Origin of the sequence: Exiguobacterium sp. BG5(2022) (assembly GCF_031844365.1) — a bacterium.
In the GTDB taxonomy this organism is placed as follows: domain Bacteria; phylum Bacillota; class Bacilli; order Exiguobacteriales; family Exiguobacteriaceae; genus Exiguobacterium; species Exiguobacterium profundum.
On sequence record NZ_JAUZVB010000001.1, the window covers coordinates 1192663 to 1207930 of the forward strand.

Sequence of the window (15268 nt, forward strand, 5' to 3'; positions counted from 1 at the left end):
CGTTCACTCATCTTTCGAGTGAACGGAATGTTTGACTTAACGAGATGGACGTAGCGTTTCAAGTGTCGAACGATCAAGTCGCTTGACTAACGCTTTGAGTAACGCTTTTGCTGCATCATAGTCATCTGTATGAAGAATTGAAGCATGTGTATGGATATAACGAGATGCGACGCCAATGACGGCTGTCGGCACCCCTTCTCCGCTCATGTGCACGCGCCCCGCATCGGTACCGCCTGGTGAGACGAAATATTGTGTTTTAATGTTTTCGTCTGAAGCCGTATCGAGTAAGAAATCACGCATTTCAGGAGACATGATCATGACGCGATCTAGAATTCGAATCAAAGCTCCCTCACCGAGCTGACCGAACTCCGTTTTACTCCCTGAGGCATCATTTGCCGGTGAAGCATCGAGTACGAGTGCCACATCTGGCTGAATCAATTCAGATGCCGTCTGCGCTCCACGTAGTCCGACTTCTTCTTGTACGGTAGCACCCGAGAACAAGATGTTCGGGTGATCGGCTTTTGTCGTTTCCTCCAACAATTCAATCGCAAGACCGACGCCATAACGGTTGTCCCAAGCTTTGGCCATAATCTTTTTCGGGTGATGAAGTGGGGTGAATGCGCTCGATGGGACAGCAGGGACCCCTGGACGTACACCCCATGACTCTGCTTCTTCTTTAGAATCTGCTCCGATGTCGATAAACATCTGCTTGATGTCCATCGGCTTACCCATCGCATCTGGTCCTAACAAATGAGGCGGTGTCGAAGCGACGACACCCGGGATTTTACCGTTCGACGTGATGATGTCGAAGCGTTGTGCCATGAGCACTTGGCTCCACCAGCCACCGAGTGGTTGTATGTAAAGCATGCCGTTCTCGGTAATCCGTGTCACCATAAAAGCGACCTCATCCATATGTCCGGCTACCATGACTTTCGGTCCCGACTCATCTCCGACACGTTTCCCAAAAATTGATCCGATGCCATCCGTGACAATCTCATCTGAATGGGGTTCAATTCGTCCACGTACAAATTGACGAACTTCAGACTCGAACCCAGGAGCTCCTGGAAGTTCTGTTAGCGTCTTAAATAAATCTCTCGTCTTCTGATCCATCTTTCATCATCCTTTCCTAACCGTTCTTGTCTCATTATATACAAAAGTTTTGACAGGATGCGAATGCTTTTCATTCCATTCGGGTACAGGTTTTGGTACGATGTACATGATAGCCATAGTTCAAGGGGAGGTAGTCATATGAAAAAAAGGTATTGGTTTATTGGAATCGGGGTTGCCGTCATTGCCGCACTTATGACGAAAAAAGCTTTAGATGAACGTAGCTTATCTGCAGAAAACGCGTTAGAGTACACAAAACGTGCTTTCTCAGCAAAAGGTCATGTCCAAGGGGCATGGATTTCTGCATCACCGGAGATCTACACATACGACGGCCGTGAATACGACGTCTACAAAGGTGGCATCTCGGTTCTTGAGAACGATGAAGAGAAAACATATGAGTTTACAGTCGACTCTGAGACTGGCGCATTACTCGAATATGCATGATACGAAACCGACGAATGATTCGTCGGTTTTTTTGTTTAGTTCCCTTGAAAGAGTGGAAAATTGAAATTGGTAGTTTTCAATTTAAAAAAGGAGTGATCTCGCGTGAAGAAGCTAATCGGTGAAGCAAGTGAACTCGTATCGCAAATGGTTGAAGGGATGGTCCATGCCCATCCTGAAGTGTATGGTCGAGTCGACGGTGTGAATGTCATCTGTCGGGCTGACGGAGCGAAGTCTGGAAAAGTCGGTCTCGTCTCTGGAGGCGGTAGTGGTCACGAGCCAGCACACGCCGGATATGTCGGGGACGGTATGCTCGATGCGGCAGTTTGTGGGGAAGTGTTCACCTCTCCTACTCCGGACATGGTGCTTGAAGGAATCAAAGCAGCTGACGGTGGAAACGGCGTTCTCTTGATTGTGAAAAACTATTCCGGCGACGTGATGAACTTTGAGCTCGCCGCAGAACTGGCCGAAGGAGACGGCATCAAAGTCGACCACGTCGTCGTCGCAGATGACGTCGCCATTTCGAACAAAGAAGATCGCAGAGGGGTTGCCGGAACCGTCTTCGTCCATAAAATCGCGGGAGCTGCCGCTGCTAGCGGGAAGTCACTCGAAGAAGTCAAATCCATCGCCGAGAAGGTAGCGTCTCATGTTCGCTCCATGGGGATGGCAGTCGAACCTTGTTATATGCCGGTGAGCGGTAAACCTGGGTTCGACTTGAACGAGGAAGAGATGGAGATTGGCATCGGGATTCACGGGGAACGAGGTGTTGAACGGAAACCGACGAGTGATGTCGACCAAATCGTCGACGACCTCCTCAGTCACCTGAAAAAAGAAGTCGAGCCAGGAGAAGTTGCCGTCATGGTGAATGGAATGGGTGGAACGCCACTATCTGAGCTGTATGTGACGTATCATTTCGTTGCAGAAAAACTTGAAGCTGCTGGATATACCCTCAAACGAAAGTATGTCGGTAACTACATGACTTCACTCGAGATGCATGGGTTCTCCATCACGTTACTCCCTCTCGATGATGAGATGACGACGTATCTCGACGCTCCTTCAGCAGCACTCGGATTCAAAATTTAATAAATGAGGTGTTTGGTTTATGTTGACGATTGATCGGATGAAACAGGCGTTACGCGACGCACAAGTTGGCATCGAAGAGCAAAAGGATACGTTGACCGATTTAGACCGGGCCATCGGCGACGGTGACCATGGGATCAACATGTCTCGTGGTTTTGATGCGGTCTCTACAATTTTAGATGAGGATTATGATTCTCTTGGAGCACTTAGTAAAAAGGTCGGGATGACCCTCATGTCGAAAGTCGGCGGTGCGGCCGGACCTTTATACGGTTCAGCTTTCGTGAAGATGGCAAACAAGTTCGGGGATGCGACCGAAGCGGACTTTGGCTTACTCAAGGAGGCACTTCAGGAAGGTTCGAATTCTATCAAAGCACGAGGGAAATCGGAAGTCGGCCAAAAAACGATGGTCGACGTGTGGGACCCGTTCCTCGAGCAAGTCCAACAAGGGGAAGATTATAAACAGAAATTAGACGCACTTGTCCAAAAAACAGAAGATATGGTGGCCACGAAAGGAAGAGCCTCTTATTTCGGAGAAAACTCTCGCGGAACCGTTGATCCGGGTGCCCTTTCTAGCTCAATCCTTTTGGCCGCGATTATGAAGGAGGTCGATTGACATCGTTGAATTGATCATCGTCTCGCACAGCGAAAAAATTGCGGAAGGCATCCAAGATTTGATGAAGGAAATGGCACCGTCCGTGCCCATTCATCTAGCTGGTGGCCTTGAGGATGGCGCTATCGGAACGGACGTGAATCGCATCTTATCAGCGCTCGATCAGGTCGAAGGAGAAGCACTTCTCCTCAGTGATATCGGATCGGCGACAATGAATGCGGAACTCGCCATCGATATGTACGAAGGTGACAAACATGTCGAATTTTTCGATGGTCCAATTGTCGAGAGTGCCTTCATCGCCTCCGTTTCTTCAGGAAATGGGATGTCACTAACTGATATCGTCGGACAGTTAAAACAACAGTAAAAAGTACCCCGTTCTCTTGAACGGGGTACTTTCATGTCTTATCTTGGGTTGTCATTCTTTTCATATACGGCATTCATATATGAACTTGTTGAATAGAAACGTGGTACAACCAAGAACAAAATGAGTGCTGGAATCGCAATCAATAGAAGCAAGACCAATACCGGTAACCAATAGACGATCTGTTGACCGAGCATGTCGATGTTCGCGTCCGCAAACTCTGAGGCTCCTTCTACTTCTACGAGATCCGCTGATGTAAGAATCTTGTTGTCTGTCGCATCAAAGTAATGGTACTCGGTTTTACGTGTGATGAAGATCCCATCACGAATCGTATCGAGCTCTACGACAGCCGCGATGACTTCGTTGCCGTTTGAATGGCGAAGCGTCTCTTCTTTGATGATTTCAGCTGTTCCTTCTTTATAGTCGTAATGCGTTGCTTTCAAATCCTCTTCGAGAGCGTCTAAGAACGCTTCGTTCGCTGAGGTATTCATTGGTGCGATTGTTAGAATGAAGATTACTGCAAGCAGGCTTGCCCATGCTTTTTTCAACATCCCCATGTTCCCCCTTCTCTTATTCCAGTTTAGCGTCATTCCTATTGTACCAAGAAGAAAGAAAAAAGTGTGAAGAAAATACTATTAAAATAAGAAAAAAGCGTGTCAATTTTTCGGACGGAATACGGCTTCCATTCGGTAAATCGGCTGACCGAGCGCACTAAAGCGCTCTTCATACTCTGTTCGAATATTATCTTCTGGTTCATTGACATGTAAATCTAGTGAAATTTCTGTGAAGAACATCCCGTATTGACTCATACTCTGAAGCGAATATTCAAACAATCCACGGTTGTCCGTCTTGAAATGAATCTCTCCTGCTTTCGGAAGAATCGCCTCATATGTCGCCAAAAACGTCTTATACGTTAGACGTCGTTTTGCATGTCGTGTCTTTGGCCACGGATCGGAGAAGTTTAAGTATACGCGATCGACTTCCCCCGCTTCAAAGTAGTCGACGAGTCGTTTCGCATCGACCGTCAATACTCTCACGTTCGGCATCGGGGTTTCGACTAATTTTTGTACGATGGAAACGGCTACGCTCTCAAACAACTCGATCGCAATGAAGTTCACATCCGAGTGTTGTTTCGCCATCCCTAAAATAAATTGTCCTTTTCCTGAACCGACCTCGATAAAGAGCGGGTGGTCATTCCCGAATTCAGTGCTCCAGTTACCTTTCAACTGTTCAGGATGTTGAATAAATACATGTTCTTGAGCTTCCATATATTCTTTTGCCCAAGGCTTATGTCGTAAACGCATGAAAATCCTACCTTTCGTTCATCAAATGTTCAAGTTTAATGGGAATATGCACGTTACGGACGAGCAGTCCTCTTGCGATTATACACGAAATCATAGTTTAATGAACGTGAATCATCCTTCACAAGGAGGTTAAATACAATGAGTACTTTAGATCAGTTCCTTATTTTTTATGCAGCTCCACTGACGTTTTTTGCTGGTGTCATCGCAACGTTCGTTTGGGCTTACTTTATGAATCCAGATGACATTTAACACATTCAAAAAGGGGTGGCGAACAGCCATCCCTTTTAATTGATTCGTTCGTACGCCTCGTCCATCAGCTCACGTAATACATGAAATCCTTCAGTTCGCGCAGAGTCATTCTCTTCCCCATAGATTGTCAAAATCGTCTGGGCGATTGCATACCAATGCATTCGATTATGGAGCTCACTCGAGACACGTACCCCGTAATGAGAGAACCAGCGCTCCCACTCCACTTCATCCATATAGCTATATACAACCATCGCCAAATCGAACGCGCGGTCTGCAATGATCGCATCATCCCAATCCGTCAAGTAGAGTAGGCCGCTCTCATCCTCAATCCAATTATTATGGTTTAAATCAGAATGACAGACGACGAATTCTTGCTCGTCGACTTTTGGAAAATGGTGTTTTAGCCATTGAATGGCTTCTCCGATGATTGGGTCTGTTTCATCTTGTTCATATGCCTCACACTGACGGAGCAACAAGTGCGGCGTCACCGGTGTGTGGTTCAGCTGTTGCAACATGAATAATAGCTCTTTCGAGTTATGAATCTTTCCGAGTTGCGCCGCGACATCAGGTCGTTTCATATCTTCTGGTGAAAGTTCGCGGCCTTCGATAAATTGTTGGGCGCTTAACACGTCCCCATTAAACATTCGCTTTGTCCAAAGAAGCTTTGGGACGATTCCTTCCGCTGACAAGATCGCCAAAAACGGAGAAGAATTTCGTTTGACAAAAATCTTCTGTTGGCGCGTCGTCGCTACATACGCTTCGCCCGTAATGCCTCCGGCTGAAGCGACTGTCCACTCTTTCCCGAGCGCACCGACTATATCTGAATACATATTCATCACGCTCAAATCTTACTTGAATTAAAGAGATACAATCAACATCTTAACACGCGAGAATCGTCATTGACAACGACTCGACTTGAATGTGTGTTGGGTTTCGTGCGAGCGGAACGAGACTCGCCGTTTCTCCTTGAACGTATACGTTCCATTTCGCATCGCTCTCGAATGAAAGCGAGTCGAACGTACCGTTCACATAGACGCGTACCCGTTGCCACGCATCATAAGAATGACTGGCCGTCAATTCATAGATAATGACGCCAGGAGGCGATGGGAGAAACGTGAAATGGTCAATGACTTCTTGTCTGGAATCATACCGGAAACATGTATGGAGTCGCCGTAACTTTAAGAGCGTCTTCACATACTCGATGTCTTTGATTCGTGTGTCACGAAGATCCCAATCAAAATGATTGATGTGATCGGGTGAATTATAGCTATTTTCGACACCCTGTTTCGTCCGCCCAAACTCTTGACCGGCATGGATGAACGGGATGCCTTGGGATGTGATGACGACCGCATTAGCAAGACGTTGCATGGCAAGACGAGTCGTTTCATCGACTCCTTCACAAGACAACATTAACTTGTCATAGATCGTATAGTTGTCGTGAGCTTCGGCATAATTGATGGAATAAGTCGGACTCGGGAAACGACCGACCGTTACGTTCGGAATGCGGACGGCTCCAGTAAGACATTCTCGAAGTTCCCACTCTCGCCACTCATTCCCGGAGATGAATCCACGTTCCCTGTCATTAAACGTCGACCCCTTCAACGCATCTCGAATCATATCGTTGAAATGTCCGATGCGAGGCATGCGTGCAGCATTTTGTGACGTCGCCTTCAATGACTGTCCAAGCGGTGTCGCCAAGTCCCACCCTTCTCCATAGACGAGAATTGAGGGATCAACCTTATCGAGCGCGGCCCGTACTTGATTCATCGTTTCGACATCATGAATCCCCATTAAATCGAAGCGGAACCCATCCACTTGATAGGTTGTTGCGAAATACGTCACGAAGTCGACAATCATACGTCGCATCATATAGCGTTCTGACGCCGTGTCATTCCCGACACCGGTTCCGTTCGCTATCGTCCCGTCGTGCTCGTATCGAAAATAATAGTATGGTACGAGCGCTTCAAGTGGGGATTGTTCTCGAATATAAATATGATTCATCACGACGTCTGTAACGACTCGAAGACCAGCTTGATGCAAGTCAGAGACGAGTGTCGCATATTCGAACACACGACTCATCGGCACATCCGGTCTTGAGGCATAACTTCCTTCAAGTCCGAACCAATGAATCGGATCATAGCCCCAGTTGTACGGCATACGCGTTGTCTCATCGACACTTCCAAAATCATGGACAGGAAGCAACTGGACATGAGTCACGCCAAGTTCTTTTAAATAGTCGAGTCCGGCACTATTGCCTTCCTTCGTCCGAACTCCTTTTTCAGATACCCCACCGTATAGTCCTTTCAATTGACTCATCGATGAGGGATGGCTTGTAAAATCCCGGATGTGCAGTTCATAGATGACGGCATCCGTTGCCTTCCATAAAGGCGGGCGCGCGGCTCGTTCGACCTGTTTATTGACAAATCGTGAGACATCTTGTAGTACGCCATACTCACCGTTCAAACTGACGGCTCGCGCATAAGGATCGACGACTTGCCTCGTATCGACCGGTGTTTTCACTTCTAAGCGATAAAACATACCTTGGAACGCTTGTGGTATTTCACCACTCCATTCCCCGCGTGCGCCGCGGTTCATGTGAAATCGCTCAATTTCTCTGTGATTCGTATCATCATGCACTGTAATCCACATGGATAAAGCAACCGGAGACCATACAGTCACTTCCATTCCGTGCGGCGTAAACGATACGCCGAGTGGGCCATCATATGAGAAACGACGTTCGAATTCCTCTGATCGGACGATTTCTCGTGGTACGACAACCGTCGTCTTATGACCCGGATGGCAGACGGTGTACAACGTTTCTAAAGAGATTGGTTCGTTTAAACGTAGGATTTGTTCGATCTTCCCGGATTCCGTCACAAACTGTTGCTCGACGAGATAGTCGACTGGGCGTCCATTCTGTTCGATTTGTACTGGAACGGATTCATATTCGCGCACAATCTCAAGTTGTATGGTCTCAAATGATACGAAAGACGCGCTCTCGATGGTCACATGTGAGGCGGTCTTTTGATCTGGTGTGTGATGCATATGCGTCCCTTCCTCTCAATCACTGATCCATGAATTGACGAAACGGCAACTTGGCAGTCACTTCTAATATGGTAGCAACGTCACGAATCTGCTGTGCTTTTACAATCGGTGCACGACCGTTCACTTGTTTCATCCATTCCGTATATTCATTACGACCGATATATTGGGTCGATCGAACACTTGGAACGTTATCAAAATATCCATTTGTCGCAATGACGACTTTTTGTAGCACGCCCGCATAATGCGGTAGAACTTGACGAATCAGTTCCTCTGTCCGTGTCAATGCAATCAGCGGGTTCACTACACGGGTATTTTCCCCTTTCAGCGGTTGATGAACCCATGTCTTCTCTTTCGATATGTGATAGATGCTTCGATCGCCTTCTAGCCATTCTACGATATAAAGGTGCGTCGGTCCGACGATGACATGACTCAATTCAACCATCGCACCATTCCATTCGATGACCGGTCGATACAAGAAAAAGTGTCGTTCGTTCCAATCGGTGCGCATCACACGATAAGCGAAGTCACGAATAAACGCCAGATGCGGTAAATCTGTCTCAAGCACCCCTTCACAAGCGAATTGAAGCTTTTGGATATGCCGGCGCTCTCGTAACAACTTTTGATATTGTGATTCAGAGAGCGGCTTCGGCTCCAATTCGATTCGTTCCGTCTTCGCCCAAAACTTCCACCACGGTCGGTCAATTTCGAGCACTTCGACCGGGTTTAAGCGATTGTTTTCATGAAGGCGCTGTAGACGTGCCGTATCGGATTCCACATATTCCAAATAACGATTATATTGATCTAATAAATCACGTTCATATTTTGAGATTACGTCAAAAATTTTAACCGGGATTGCCATATATCCTCCTCTGGCCGTCTTAGCGGAAATACGTCTACTGCTCGGTAAGCAGGTGTATGAGTCGGCTGTACTTCATATAAAATTAATTCTTCTACTGATTCCGTCGCGTGAAATTCAGGGGGGACGTATGGGACACGCTCCCCTTCGCCCCATTTTTTAGCGAGCGTCACGTGAGGGACAAACGACTTCCGGTCCAATCTTGGAATCACATCAACTAGTTCATGGCGGAGGGTATGCGCCAACCGTTGAAGGGGTTCGGAGTCATCCGGAACGATGGTCAAAACGCGGGGCCGATCTGGTCGCCCAAAATGGTCGATGGCTCGAAACTCCAACGTGAATGGTAATGTTTTCTCACAAATTCTACGCGTGATTTCTTTTACTTCGTCTAATTCATCCCCATCCACGCTTCCTAAAAATTGCACTGTCATATGGAACTCTTCCGGTCGATAGATTCTTCGATACGAATAATAAGGTAAGATGGTTTGCTGTACGTCAACCAATTCAGTCGCTTCAATGGGAATCGCAATAAAGTAATGCGTACTCATCTCATTCATCCTTTCAGGGTGCGACGTGACATTCCGATCCAAATCAACGCTCCTAGTGCCGTGACGATGGTATACATCCAAAACACGCCTAAAATATCGTCAAGTTCAATGATTTTACCACTCAGCATATTAAATCCAGCTGTCGCAAGCCCGGACGTCAATGCCATATATACCCCGATGGCCGTCGAGGAAACTTGCCGATCGACGAGCGTCCGAACGAATTGAAGTGCGACGGGAATCAAAAGTCCAACGACGAGACCTTGTGCAATCGCAAGGAGCCACACAACCCAAATCGGTGGTTCTAACGCAAGTACCCCGTTCCGAACTGCCGAAATGATAGCCGCCCCGACAAGAACGCTGACGTTTCCATAGCGTTCAACCAATTGGGACGCCACTTTCATAAACGGGATTTCAAATAACACTGCCACGAGGAATAGCGTTCCGACCAACGTCGTCGAGCCACCGCTGTTCGTCACGTAAAGACCGAAATAATAGTTATTCGCGTAAATCGGGCCGAAGACGAGCATCCCACCACATAAAAAGAACACAAAGTGTTTGTTCCAAACAGCCGTCCATGAGAGCGGCGCCAACGTCACATCGCGAATCGAACTTTTCTCTGGAATCATTCGAACAAATACGCTGCCAAGGATGAGTAAAATAGCACTCAACACGAATGTACTAGCTAGTCCCCACGTGCTATCAGAGATTCGTCCCATTGCAAAGACGGCAATGGCAAATCCCGCTGAGCCATAGAGTCGAATTGCACCGTAATCAACTTTCGACCGCGTCGTATAGTCGAGTGTCATCATGTCCACAAGCGGGATGTGAGCACATTGGAAAACGGACCAAATCACCATAAGTATGACAATCCAAATGTAAGAGGTCGCCACTAAAAACGTGAGAGAAATGAGTGCGGCGCTCAGCATCGCCAAAATCAACCAGGCACGGACTCTCCCCGTCCGGTCGGTCAACATCCCCCACAATGGTTGCACGCCGATGGATAGAATCGGTAAGATGGCCACCACAATCCCGACTTGGCTAGGTGTCAACCCAAACTTAGTTTGTGAAAAGTATAAGGTCATATAAGGGATCAATGCCCCTTGCGCGAAGAATATCGCGACGTATACAGACTGAAACAATCTTTTTTGCGAATCCAATGATAACTTCCTTCCTAAAGGACAGAGAGCCGACTATACCAGCCAGCTCTCCTTGTTTCTTATTTAGCGAGCTCGTAAATGGCCTCAGCATAGATTGCCGCGGCACGTAATAAATCTTCTATCTCCATATATTCATCGACCTGATGCGCCACATCTTTAGCACCTGGGAACAATGCGCCAAATGCGACACCTGCCTCGAGCGAACGTGCATACGTTCCGCCTCCGATGGCCATCAAGTTTGCATGTTCTCCCGTTTGACGCTCGTACACGCCTGCTAGTGTCTTCACGAGTGGGTGATCTTCTGCCACATGATGAGGCGGCATATGTTGACGGGTCTTCAACTCGAACCCAAATGACAAAGCGATTTCACGTAGGTTTTGTAACCGTTCTTCGAATTTGGCCGTATACGGATAGCGAATGTTGACCGTCGCCGTACGCTCTTCTTCATTGTATCGGAAGACACCGCCATTAATCGTCAAGTCGCCCGTCTCATCGCTCGCTTCAATCCCAAGCGAAATCCCACGAGAATCGGCGAATACGTGACGAACGAATTCAACATAGCGCTCGCCTTGAATATCAAGTGGAAGATGTAACAAGAATCCAGCGAGGACGTAGGCCGCGTTGACCCCGTTATCCGGTTCCATCGCGTGCGCCGCTTTTCCTTTCATCGTAAACGTATATGTGCCACGGTCGTATTCACACGTTCCGTCCGCTTCATATTTTTCGAGATAGGCCTCGAACTTCTCCTCGAGTACCTCATCCGTCTTCAATTCGGCTTTCGCGAAGTCCGGCACCATATTCGGACGCTCCCCACTCGTGAATGACACGAGATGGTAGGCAGAACCTGGTACACGTTGAATCGGTAATTGAGTCAACACACCATCATACAACCCTTTTTCAGCATTGATGATCGGGAAATCCGCATCTGGCGCAAATCCATACGTCGGCATTTGTTCTTGTTTGAAATACTCGCGGACACAGCGCCATTCGCTCTCTTCATCGCAACCTGCAATCAAACGGACCCGCTTTGAAAGTGGTAGCCCGAGCTCTTTGACAATTCGTAGCCCGTAGTATGCAGCCATAGATGGCCCTTTATCATCGTTACTTCCGCGTGCCACAATTTTCCCATCAGTCGTGATGGTCGGGTTGAACGCGCCATACGTCCATCCCTCCCCTGCTGGGACGACGTCAAGGTGACATAGGATGCCGACGATTTCCTCCCCGTCTCCATATTCCAAATGTCCCGCATAACCTCCGACGTCTTTTGTTTTAAATCCATCTCGCCCACCGATTTCAAACATGTAGTCAAGCGCTTGACGAACCTCCGGACCAAACGGCATGTTCGGCGCAGCTTTCGATTCATCGAGTACGCTAGGGATTTGAAGTAACCCTTTCAAATCTTCTAAAAATGCGTCTTTACGATTGTCGACTTCCTGTCTCCAATTCATGTTCATCTCCCCTTTTGCGAATGTTCTCTCCCTTACTAGTATATCCAAATGTATGAAAGACGAACATTCATTTAGAAAAGTTTTTTTCGTTCGTGTTTCAGCTTCTTTTCAATGTAAAAATATAATCTTCATTCGATATTTACGTTCATAATCAAATCTTTACAAACAGATTGTTCGTGCTTTCCACTTGCATTTTTGCTCAAGAGCGGTATACTAAAGGTGTAATTTTAGAAAATAACAATTTTATATTTCATTTTGTCGTCTGTAGGTATGGTTTATCATTATTCTACACATTGGGAGGTTATCCAATGAAAGGCTCAACAGATCGGATGTTAACGCGCATCAAGTCCATTTATTTGTTCATCAATGAAAGGGAATCCGTTACCACTTCAGAACTAGTAGAAGAGTTCGGCATCACGTCACGTACCGTGCAACGTGATTTGAACGTACTTGAGTACAATAACCTTGTGGAGAGCCCTAGCCGTGGCACGTGGACTTCATCAAAACGTTCACTCAAGACGGCAAACTGAATTGTATATGTATATTCAAGAGACCTGCATGCTAGGTCTCTTTTTTCATCTCATAAAAAAGAACCTGCCCATCGGACAGATTCTCTTATCTTACTCATGATTGAAGAAACAGTTGAACCTCTTCTTCCGTCAACTCACGATATGCGCCGAGTTCAAGCGATTCATCGAGCTCCAATGCACCGATTTGAACACGCTCCAATCGCTCGACATGTTTGCCGACCGCCGCGACCATTCGTTTCACTTGGTGATATTTCCCCTCGGACAACGTGAGACGAATGACCGACCGACGTCCGCTCCGGCTCAGTATTTCAAGACGGGCCGGCTTCGTCGTATATCCGTCCTCTAACTCGACCCCATTCGCGAACGTCTTGATATCCTCTACTGTCATCTCCCCGTCGACCTCGGCGATATATACTTTGTCGACGTGCTTGCGAGGTGACATGAGCGCATGATTGAACGCGCCATCGTTCGTGATGAGGAGCAGTCCCGTCGTATCCTTATCGAGACGACCGACCGGGAAGAGGTCATAATGGGCATACTCTGGATCAATCAACTCGATGACTGTCGTCTCGACTTGATCTTCAGTCGCACTGATGACCCCTTCCGGCTTGTTCATCATGAAATAGATGTAGGGACGATACTCAACCACTTCCCCGAACACCGTGACTTTCTCTGATGCTGGGTCGACGTGCCGTTTCGCATCTTTTACAGGTGTCTCATCGACTCGCACTGCCCCTTGTTTCAATAAGATTTTTACATCTTTTCGTGAACCATATCCCATGTTCGCTAACAACTTATCAATCCGCATTACATTTTCCTCCGATATTCAAAGCGTTTCCCTAGTAATTTCCCTGCGAGATGGCTCCGCCACCCGAGGTATCCATATACGAGAACGCCGATTGTCACTCCCACGATTGTCGCAAAAATGTCGTTCCCCCAACTCGCCTCATCATTCATTGTAACGAGAAGAGAGAGGAAGACGGCAGCGAACATCGCCCCACCCATCAAGAACATCAAGATGGTGCGACGAAGCAGTTGCTTATACGGGAAGTGGAGCGTTCGTTGAATCATCCATACCATGAGAATAATGGCCACGATGTATCCAGCGATGGTCGCGTACCCGGCTCCGATTCCGCCGAGCCAATAGACGAGCGGTACGTTCAATGCAAGTTTCGTCAACAGTCCCATCGATGTGGCAAAGATGGTGAAGTACTGACGGTTGATCCCTTGGAGGATCGCAGCCGCGACCGAGTAATAGGCCAAGAAGAATGCACTTGGTGCGTAGTGGAACAAGTATACCCATCCTTCACGGTCACCCGGGAACAAGGTGCCAAACAATGGCTCCGCAAGTGCTACGAGACCAATGACCGCAGGAATCGTTACGAAGAACGAGACTTGGAAAATATGGTTTACTTGATTTCGAACTTTTTGCATGTCCCCCGTCGTGAACGAACGAGTCACAAGCGGGATTGTCGCCATCGATACACTCGCCGCGACAGAGACTGGAATCAACACAATTTTATGGGCGTTCCCGGTCAAAAAGCCATACGCCGACGTTGCTTCAGAAACGGTCGCACCCGTACTGAGCAACGTATTGACCATCGTCAATTGGTCAATCAATTGATAGAGAGGGGTCGATACCCCGACCATCACGATTGGAATCGAATAGCTAAGCAATTCAAGCAATAACGATTTCATCGAGCGAACCGGTGTGCCCGCTGGATTCTCTGTCTGACGATGAATGTCCTTCCGACGCTTCCAATACATGATGAGCACGGCGAAACTACCGATTGCCCCGATGAACGCACTGAACGTCGCAATCGTGACGGCAATGACTTTCAATCCGTTCAATTCAGTCGTTTCAACGGATTGCGTCCCTCCGAGGGCATTGGCAATCGGTTGAATGAAGTTTGAATCCGCAAAGACGAACAAGACGAGCATCGTTCCACTGAGGAGGAACAGGATGCGTACAATCTGTTCGACCACTTGTGAGATTGCCGTCGGTGCCATGTCTTGATGTCCCTGGAAATAACCACGTACCATACTCATCGCCGGGATGAGCAGTAAGGCAAAACTGACGCTTCGTGTCACGAGGGTGAGCGAGTCAATGTATTGCTGATTGTTCTCTGAGTTTCGGACCATCAGTTCGGATAACCAAGGTGCCGCAAAAAAGAGTAATAAAAAAGCGACGACACCGGTCGCAAGCATCAGCTTCATCCCTTGTCGGAACAGTCGTTGACTTGTCCCGTATTCTCCTAGTGCATTATATTTTGCGATAAATTTCGAAACGGCAACGGGAATCCCTGCCGTCGAAATGGAGATCATGATCGCATAATACGTATATGCTGCTTGATATAATGTCACTCCGGCAATCCCGACCATCGCTTGGAACGGAAAGGTATACAGTAGTCCTAACATTCGGGAAATCAAGTTTCCCGCTGATAAAAGAAGCGTTCCTTTGACGAAGGAGGCTCTTCCAGAATCTTGTTTGGCGCTTGATGACATGAGGTACCTCCATCTATAAATCAACTA

Annotated in this window: 17 protein-coding genes; 6 read left to right on the forward strand and 11 right to left on the reverse strand. The window is 47.5% G+C overall.

Going from position 1 to position 15268, the window contains the following annotated elements:
• Nucleotides 1–36 precede the first annotated feature (36 nt).
• A complete protein-coding gene (locus Q9R25_RS06180; RefSeq protein WP_214690717.1) occupies nt 37–1110 on the reverse strand; it encodes a M42 family metallopeptidase in 1074 nt (357 codons plus the stop codon).
• 138 nt (nt 1111–1248) lie between these two features.
• On the opposite strand from Q9R25_RS06180, the gene Q9R25_RS06185 reads away from it, so the two are divergent.
• The 4 genes from Q9R25_RS06185 (at nt 1249) to dhaM (ending at nt 3602) form a co-directional block, all read left to right on the forward strand.
• Complete coding sequence (locus tag Q9R25_RS06185) at nt 1249–1551, forward strand: PepSY domain-containing protein (RefSeq protein WP_012726763.1); 303 nt, start codon at nt 1249–1251, stop codon at nt 1549–1551.
• Between the two features lie 102 nt (nt 1552–1653).
• Nucleotides 1654–2631, forward strand: coding sequence for a dihydroxyacetone kinase subunit DhaK (dhaK, locus tag Q9R25_RS06190; protein WP_074036462.1), 978 nt, complete (start codon nt 1654–1656; stop codon nt 2629–2631).
• A 22-nt stretch (nt 2632–2653) separates the two neighbouring features.
• Nucleotides 2654–3241, forward strand: a complete 588-nt coding sequence (gene dhaL / locus Q9R25_RS06195) for a dihydroxyacetone kinase subunit DhaL (protein ID WP_370148738.1) — start codon at nt 2654–2656, stop codon at nt 3239–3241.
• Nucleotides 3242–3251: 10 nt separating this feature from the next.
• Nucleotides 3252–3602, forward strand: coding sequence for a dihydroxyacetone kinase phosphoryl donor subunit DhaM (gene dhaM, locus Q9R25_RS06200; protein ID WP_256443656.1), 351 nt, complete (start codon nt 3252–3254; stop codon nt 3600–3602).
• 38 nt (nt 3603–3640) lie between these two features.
• On the opposite strand, the gene Q9R25_RS06205 is transcribed toward dhaM, so the two are convergent.
• Nucleotides 3641–4150 carry a hypothetical protein gene (locus Q9R25_RS06205; RefSeq protein WP_230872823.1) on the reverse strand — a complete coding sequence of 170 codons (510 nt, stop codon included), beginning with the start codon at nt 4148–4150 and terminating at the stop codon, nt 3641–3643.
• Between the two features lie 105 nt (nt 4151–4255).
• The gene (gene trmB, locus Q9R25_RS06210; RefSeq protein WP_311282910.1) at nt 4256–4903 is read right to left on the reverse strand and encodes a tRNA (guanosine(46)-N7)-methyltransferase TrmB; all 648 of its coding nucleotides are present in this window, start codon (nt 4901–4903) and stop codon (nt 4256–4258) included.
• A gap of 138 nt (nt 4904–5041) precedes the next feature.
• On the opposite strand from trmB, the gene Q9R25_RS14900 reads away from it, so the two are divergent.
• Nucleotides 5042–5152, forward strand: a complete 111-nt coding sequence (locus tag Q9R25_RS14900; RefSeq protein WP_012726769.1) for a hypothetical protein — start codon at nt 5042–5044, stop codon at nt 5150–5152.
• Between the two features lie 35 nt (nt 5153–5187).
• Here Q9R25_RS14900 and Q9R25_RS06215 read toward each other — a convergent pair whose 3' ends face one another.
• The 6 genes from Q9R25_RS06215 to pepV are packed head-to-tail and all read right to left on the reverse strand — an operon-like array spanning nt 5188 to nt 12206.
• Nucleotides 5188–5988, reverse strand: coding sequence for a phosphotransferase family protein (locus Q9R25_RS06215; RefSeq protein ID WP_311282911.1), 801 nt, complete (start codon nt 5986–5988; stop codon nt 5188–5190).
• A 43-nt stretch (nt 5989–6031) separates the two neighbouring features.
• The gene (pulA, locus tag Q9R25_RS06220) at nt 6032–8197 is read right to left on the reverse strand and encodes a type I pullulanase (RefSeq protein WP_311282912.1); all 2166 of its coding nucleotides are present in this window, start codon (nt 8195–8197) and stop codon (nt 6032–6034) included.
• 19 nt (nt 8198–8216) lie between these two features.
• Nucleotides 8217–9056 carry an NERD domain-containing protein gene (locus Q9R25_RS06225; RefSeq protein ID WP_074036458.1) on the reverse strand — a complete coding sequence of 280 codons (840 nt, stop codon included), beginning with the start codon at nt 9054–9056 and terminating at the stop codon, nt 8217–8219.
• Nucleotides 9026–9601: an RNA 2',3'-cyclic phosphodiesterase gene (thpR, locus tag Q9R25_RS06230; protein ID WP_159562557.1), complete on the reverse strand. Its 576-nt coding sequence runs from the start codon at nt 9599–9601 to the stop codon at nt 9026–9028. Before thpR ends, Q9R25_RS06225 begins: the two co-directional genes overlap by 31 nt.
• 5 nt (nt 9602–9606) lie before the next feature.
• Entirely contained in the window at nt 9607–10758 is a 1152-nt protein-coding gene (locus Q9R25_RS06235; protein ID WP_311282913.1) for an MFS transporter, read from the reverse strand.
• A 59-nt stretch (nt 10759–10817) separates the two neighbouring features.
• The gene (gene pepV, locus Q9R25_RS06240) at nt 10818–12206 is read right to left on the reverse strand and encodes a dipeptidase PepV (RefSeq protein ID WP_396136432.1); all 1389 of its coding nucleotides are present in this window, start codon (nt 12204–12206) and stop codon (nt 10818–10820) included.
• 308 nt (nt 12207–12514) lie between these two features.
• Between pepV and Q9R25_RS06245 the strand changes: the two genes are divergently transcribed.
• Nucleotides 12515–12736, forward strand: coding sequence for a DeoR family transcriptional regulator (locus Q9R25_RS06245; RefSeq protein WP_012726776.1), 222 nt, complete (start codon nt 12515–12517; stop codon nt 12734–12736).
• Between the two features lie 94 nt (nt 12737–12830).
• On the opposite strand, the gene Q9R25_RS06250 is transcribed toward Q9R25_RS06245, so the two are convergent.
• Together Q9R25_RS06250 and Q9R25_RS06255 are read right to left on the reverse strand one after the other, a co-directional pair.
• Entirely contained in the window at nt 12831–13544 is a 714-nt protein-coding gene (locus tag Q9R25_RS06250; RefSeq protein ID WP_311282915.1) for a pseudouridine synthase, read from the reverse strand.
• The gene (locus Q9R25_RS06255) at nt 13544–15241 is read right to left on the reverse strand and encodes a putative polysaccharide biosynthesis protein (protein ID WP_012726779.1); all 1698 of its coding nucleotides are present in this window, start codon (nt 15239–15241) and stop codon (nt 13544–13546) included. Before Q9R25_RS06255 ends, Q9R25_RS06250 begins: the two co-directional genes overlap by 1 nt.
• Nucleotides 15242–15268 lie beyond the last annotated feature (27 nt).

Bases quoted from the DNA above. Each gene is read 5' to 3' on its own strand.
- Q9R25_RS06180 (WP_214690717.1), bottom strand. From the start codon at position 1,110: ATGGATCAGAAGACGAGAGATTTATTTAAGACGCTAACAGAACTTCCA.
- Q9R25_RS06185 (WP_012726763.1), top strand. From the start codon at position 1,249: ATGAAAAAAAGGTATTGGTTTATTGGAATCGGGGTTGCCGTCATTGCC.
- Q9R25_RS06205 (WP_230872823.1), bottom strand. From the start codon at position 4,150: ATGTTGAAAAAAGCATGGGCAAGCCTGCTTGCAGTAATCTTCATTCTA.
- trmB (WP_311282910.1), bottom strand. From the start codon at position 4,903: ATGCGTTTACGACATAAGCCTTGGGCAAAAGAATATATGGAAGCTCAA.
- Q9R25_RS14900 (WP_012726769.1), top strand. From the start codon at position 5,042: ATGAGTACTTTAGATCAGTTCCTTATTTTTTATGCAGCTCCACTGACG.
- Q9R25_RS06215 (WP_311282911.1), bottom strand. From the start codon at position 5,988: ATGAATATGTATTCAGATATAGTCGGTGCGCTCGGGAAAGAGTGGACA.
- pulA (WP_311282912.1), bottom strand. From the start codon at position 8,197: ATGCATCACACACCAGATCAAAAGACCGCCTCACATGTGACCATCGAG.
- Q9R25_RS06225 (WP_074036458.1), bottom strand. From the start codon at position 9,056: ATGGCAATCCCGGTTAAAATTTTTGACGTAATCTCAAAATATGAACGT.
- thpR (WP_159562557.1), bottom strand. From the start codon at position 9,601: ATGAGTACGCATTACTTTATTGCGATTCCCATTGAAGCGACTGAATTG.
- pepV (WP_396136432.1), bottom strand. From the start codon at position 12,206: ATGAATTGGAGACAGGAAGTCGACAATCGTAAAGACGCATTTTTAGAA.
- Q9R25_RS06245 (WP_012726776.1), top strand. From the start codon at position 12,515: ATGAAAGGCTCAACAGATCGGATGTTAACGCGCATCAAGTCCATTTAT.
- Q9R25_RS06250 (WP_311282915.1), bottom strand. From the start codon at position 13,544: ATGCGGATTGATAAGTTGTTAGCGAACATGGGATATGGTTCACGAAAA.
- Q9R25_RS06255 (WP_012726779.1), bottom strand. From the start codon at position 15,241: ATGTCATCAAGCGCCAAACAAGATTCTGGAAGAGCCTCCTTCGTCAAA.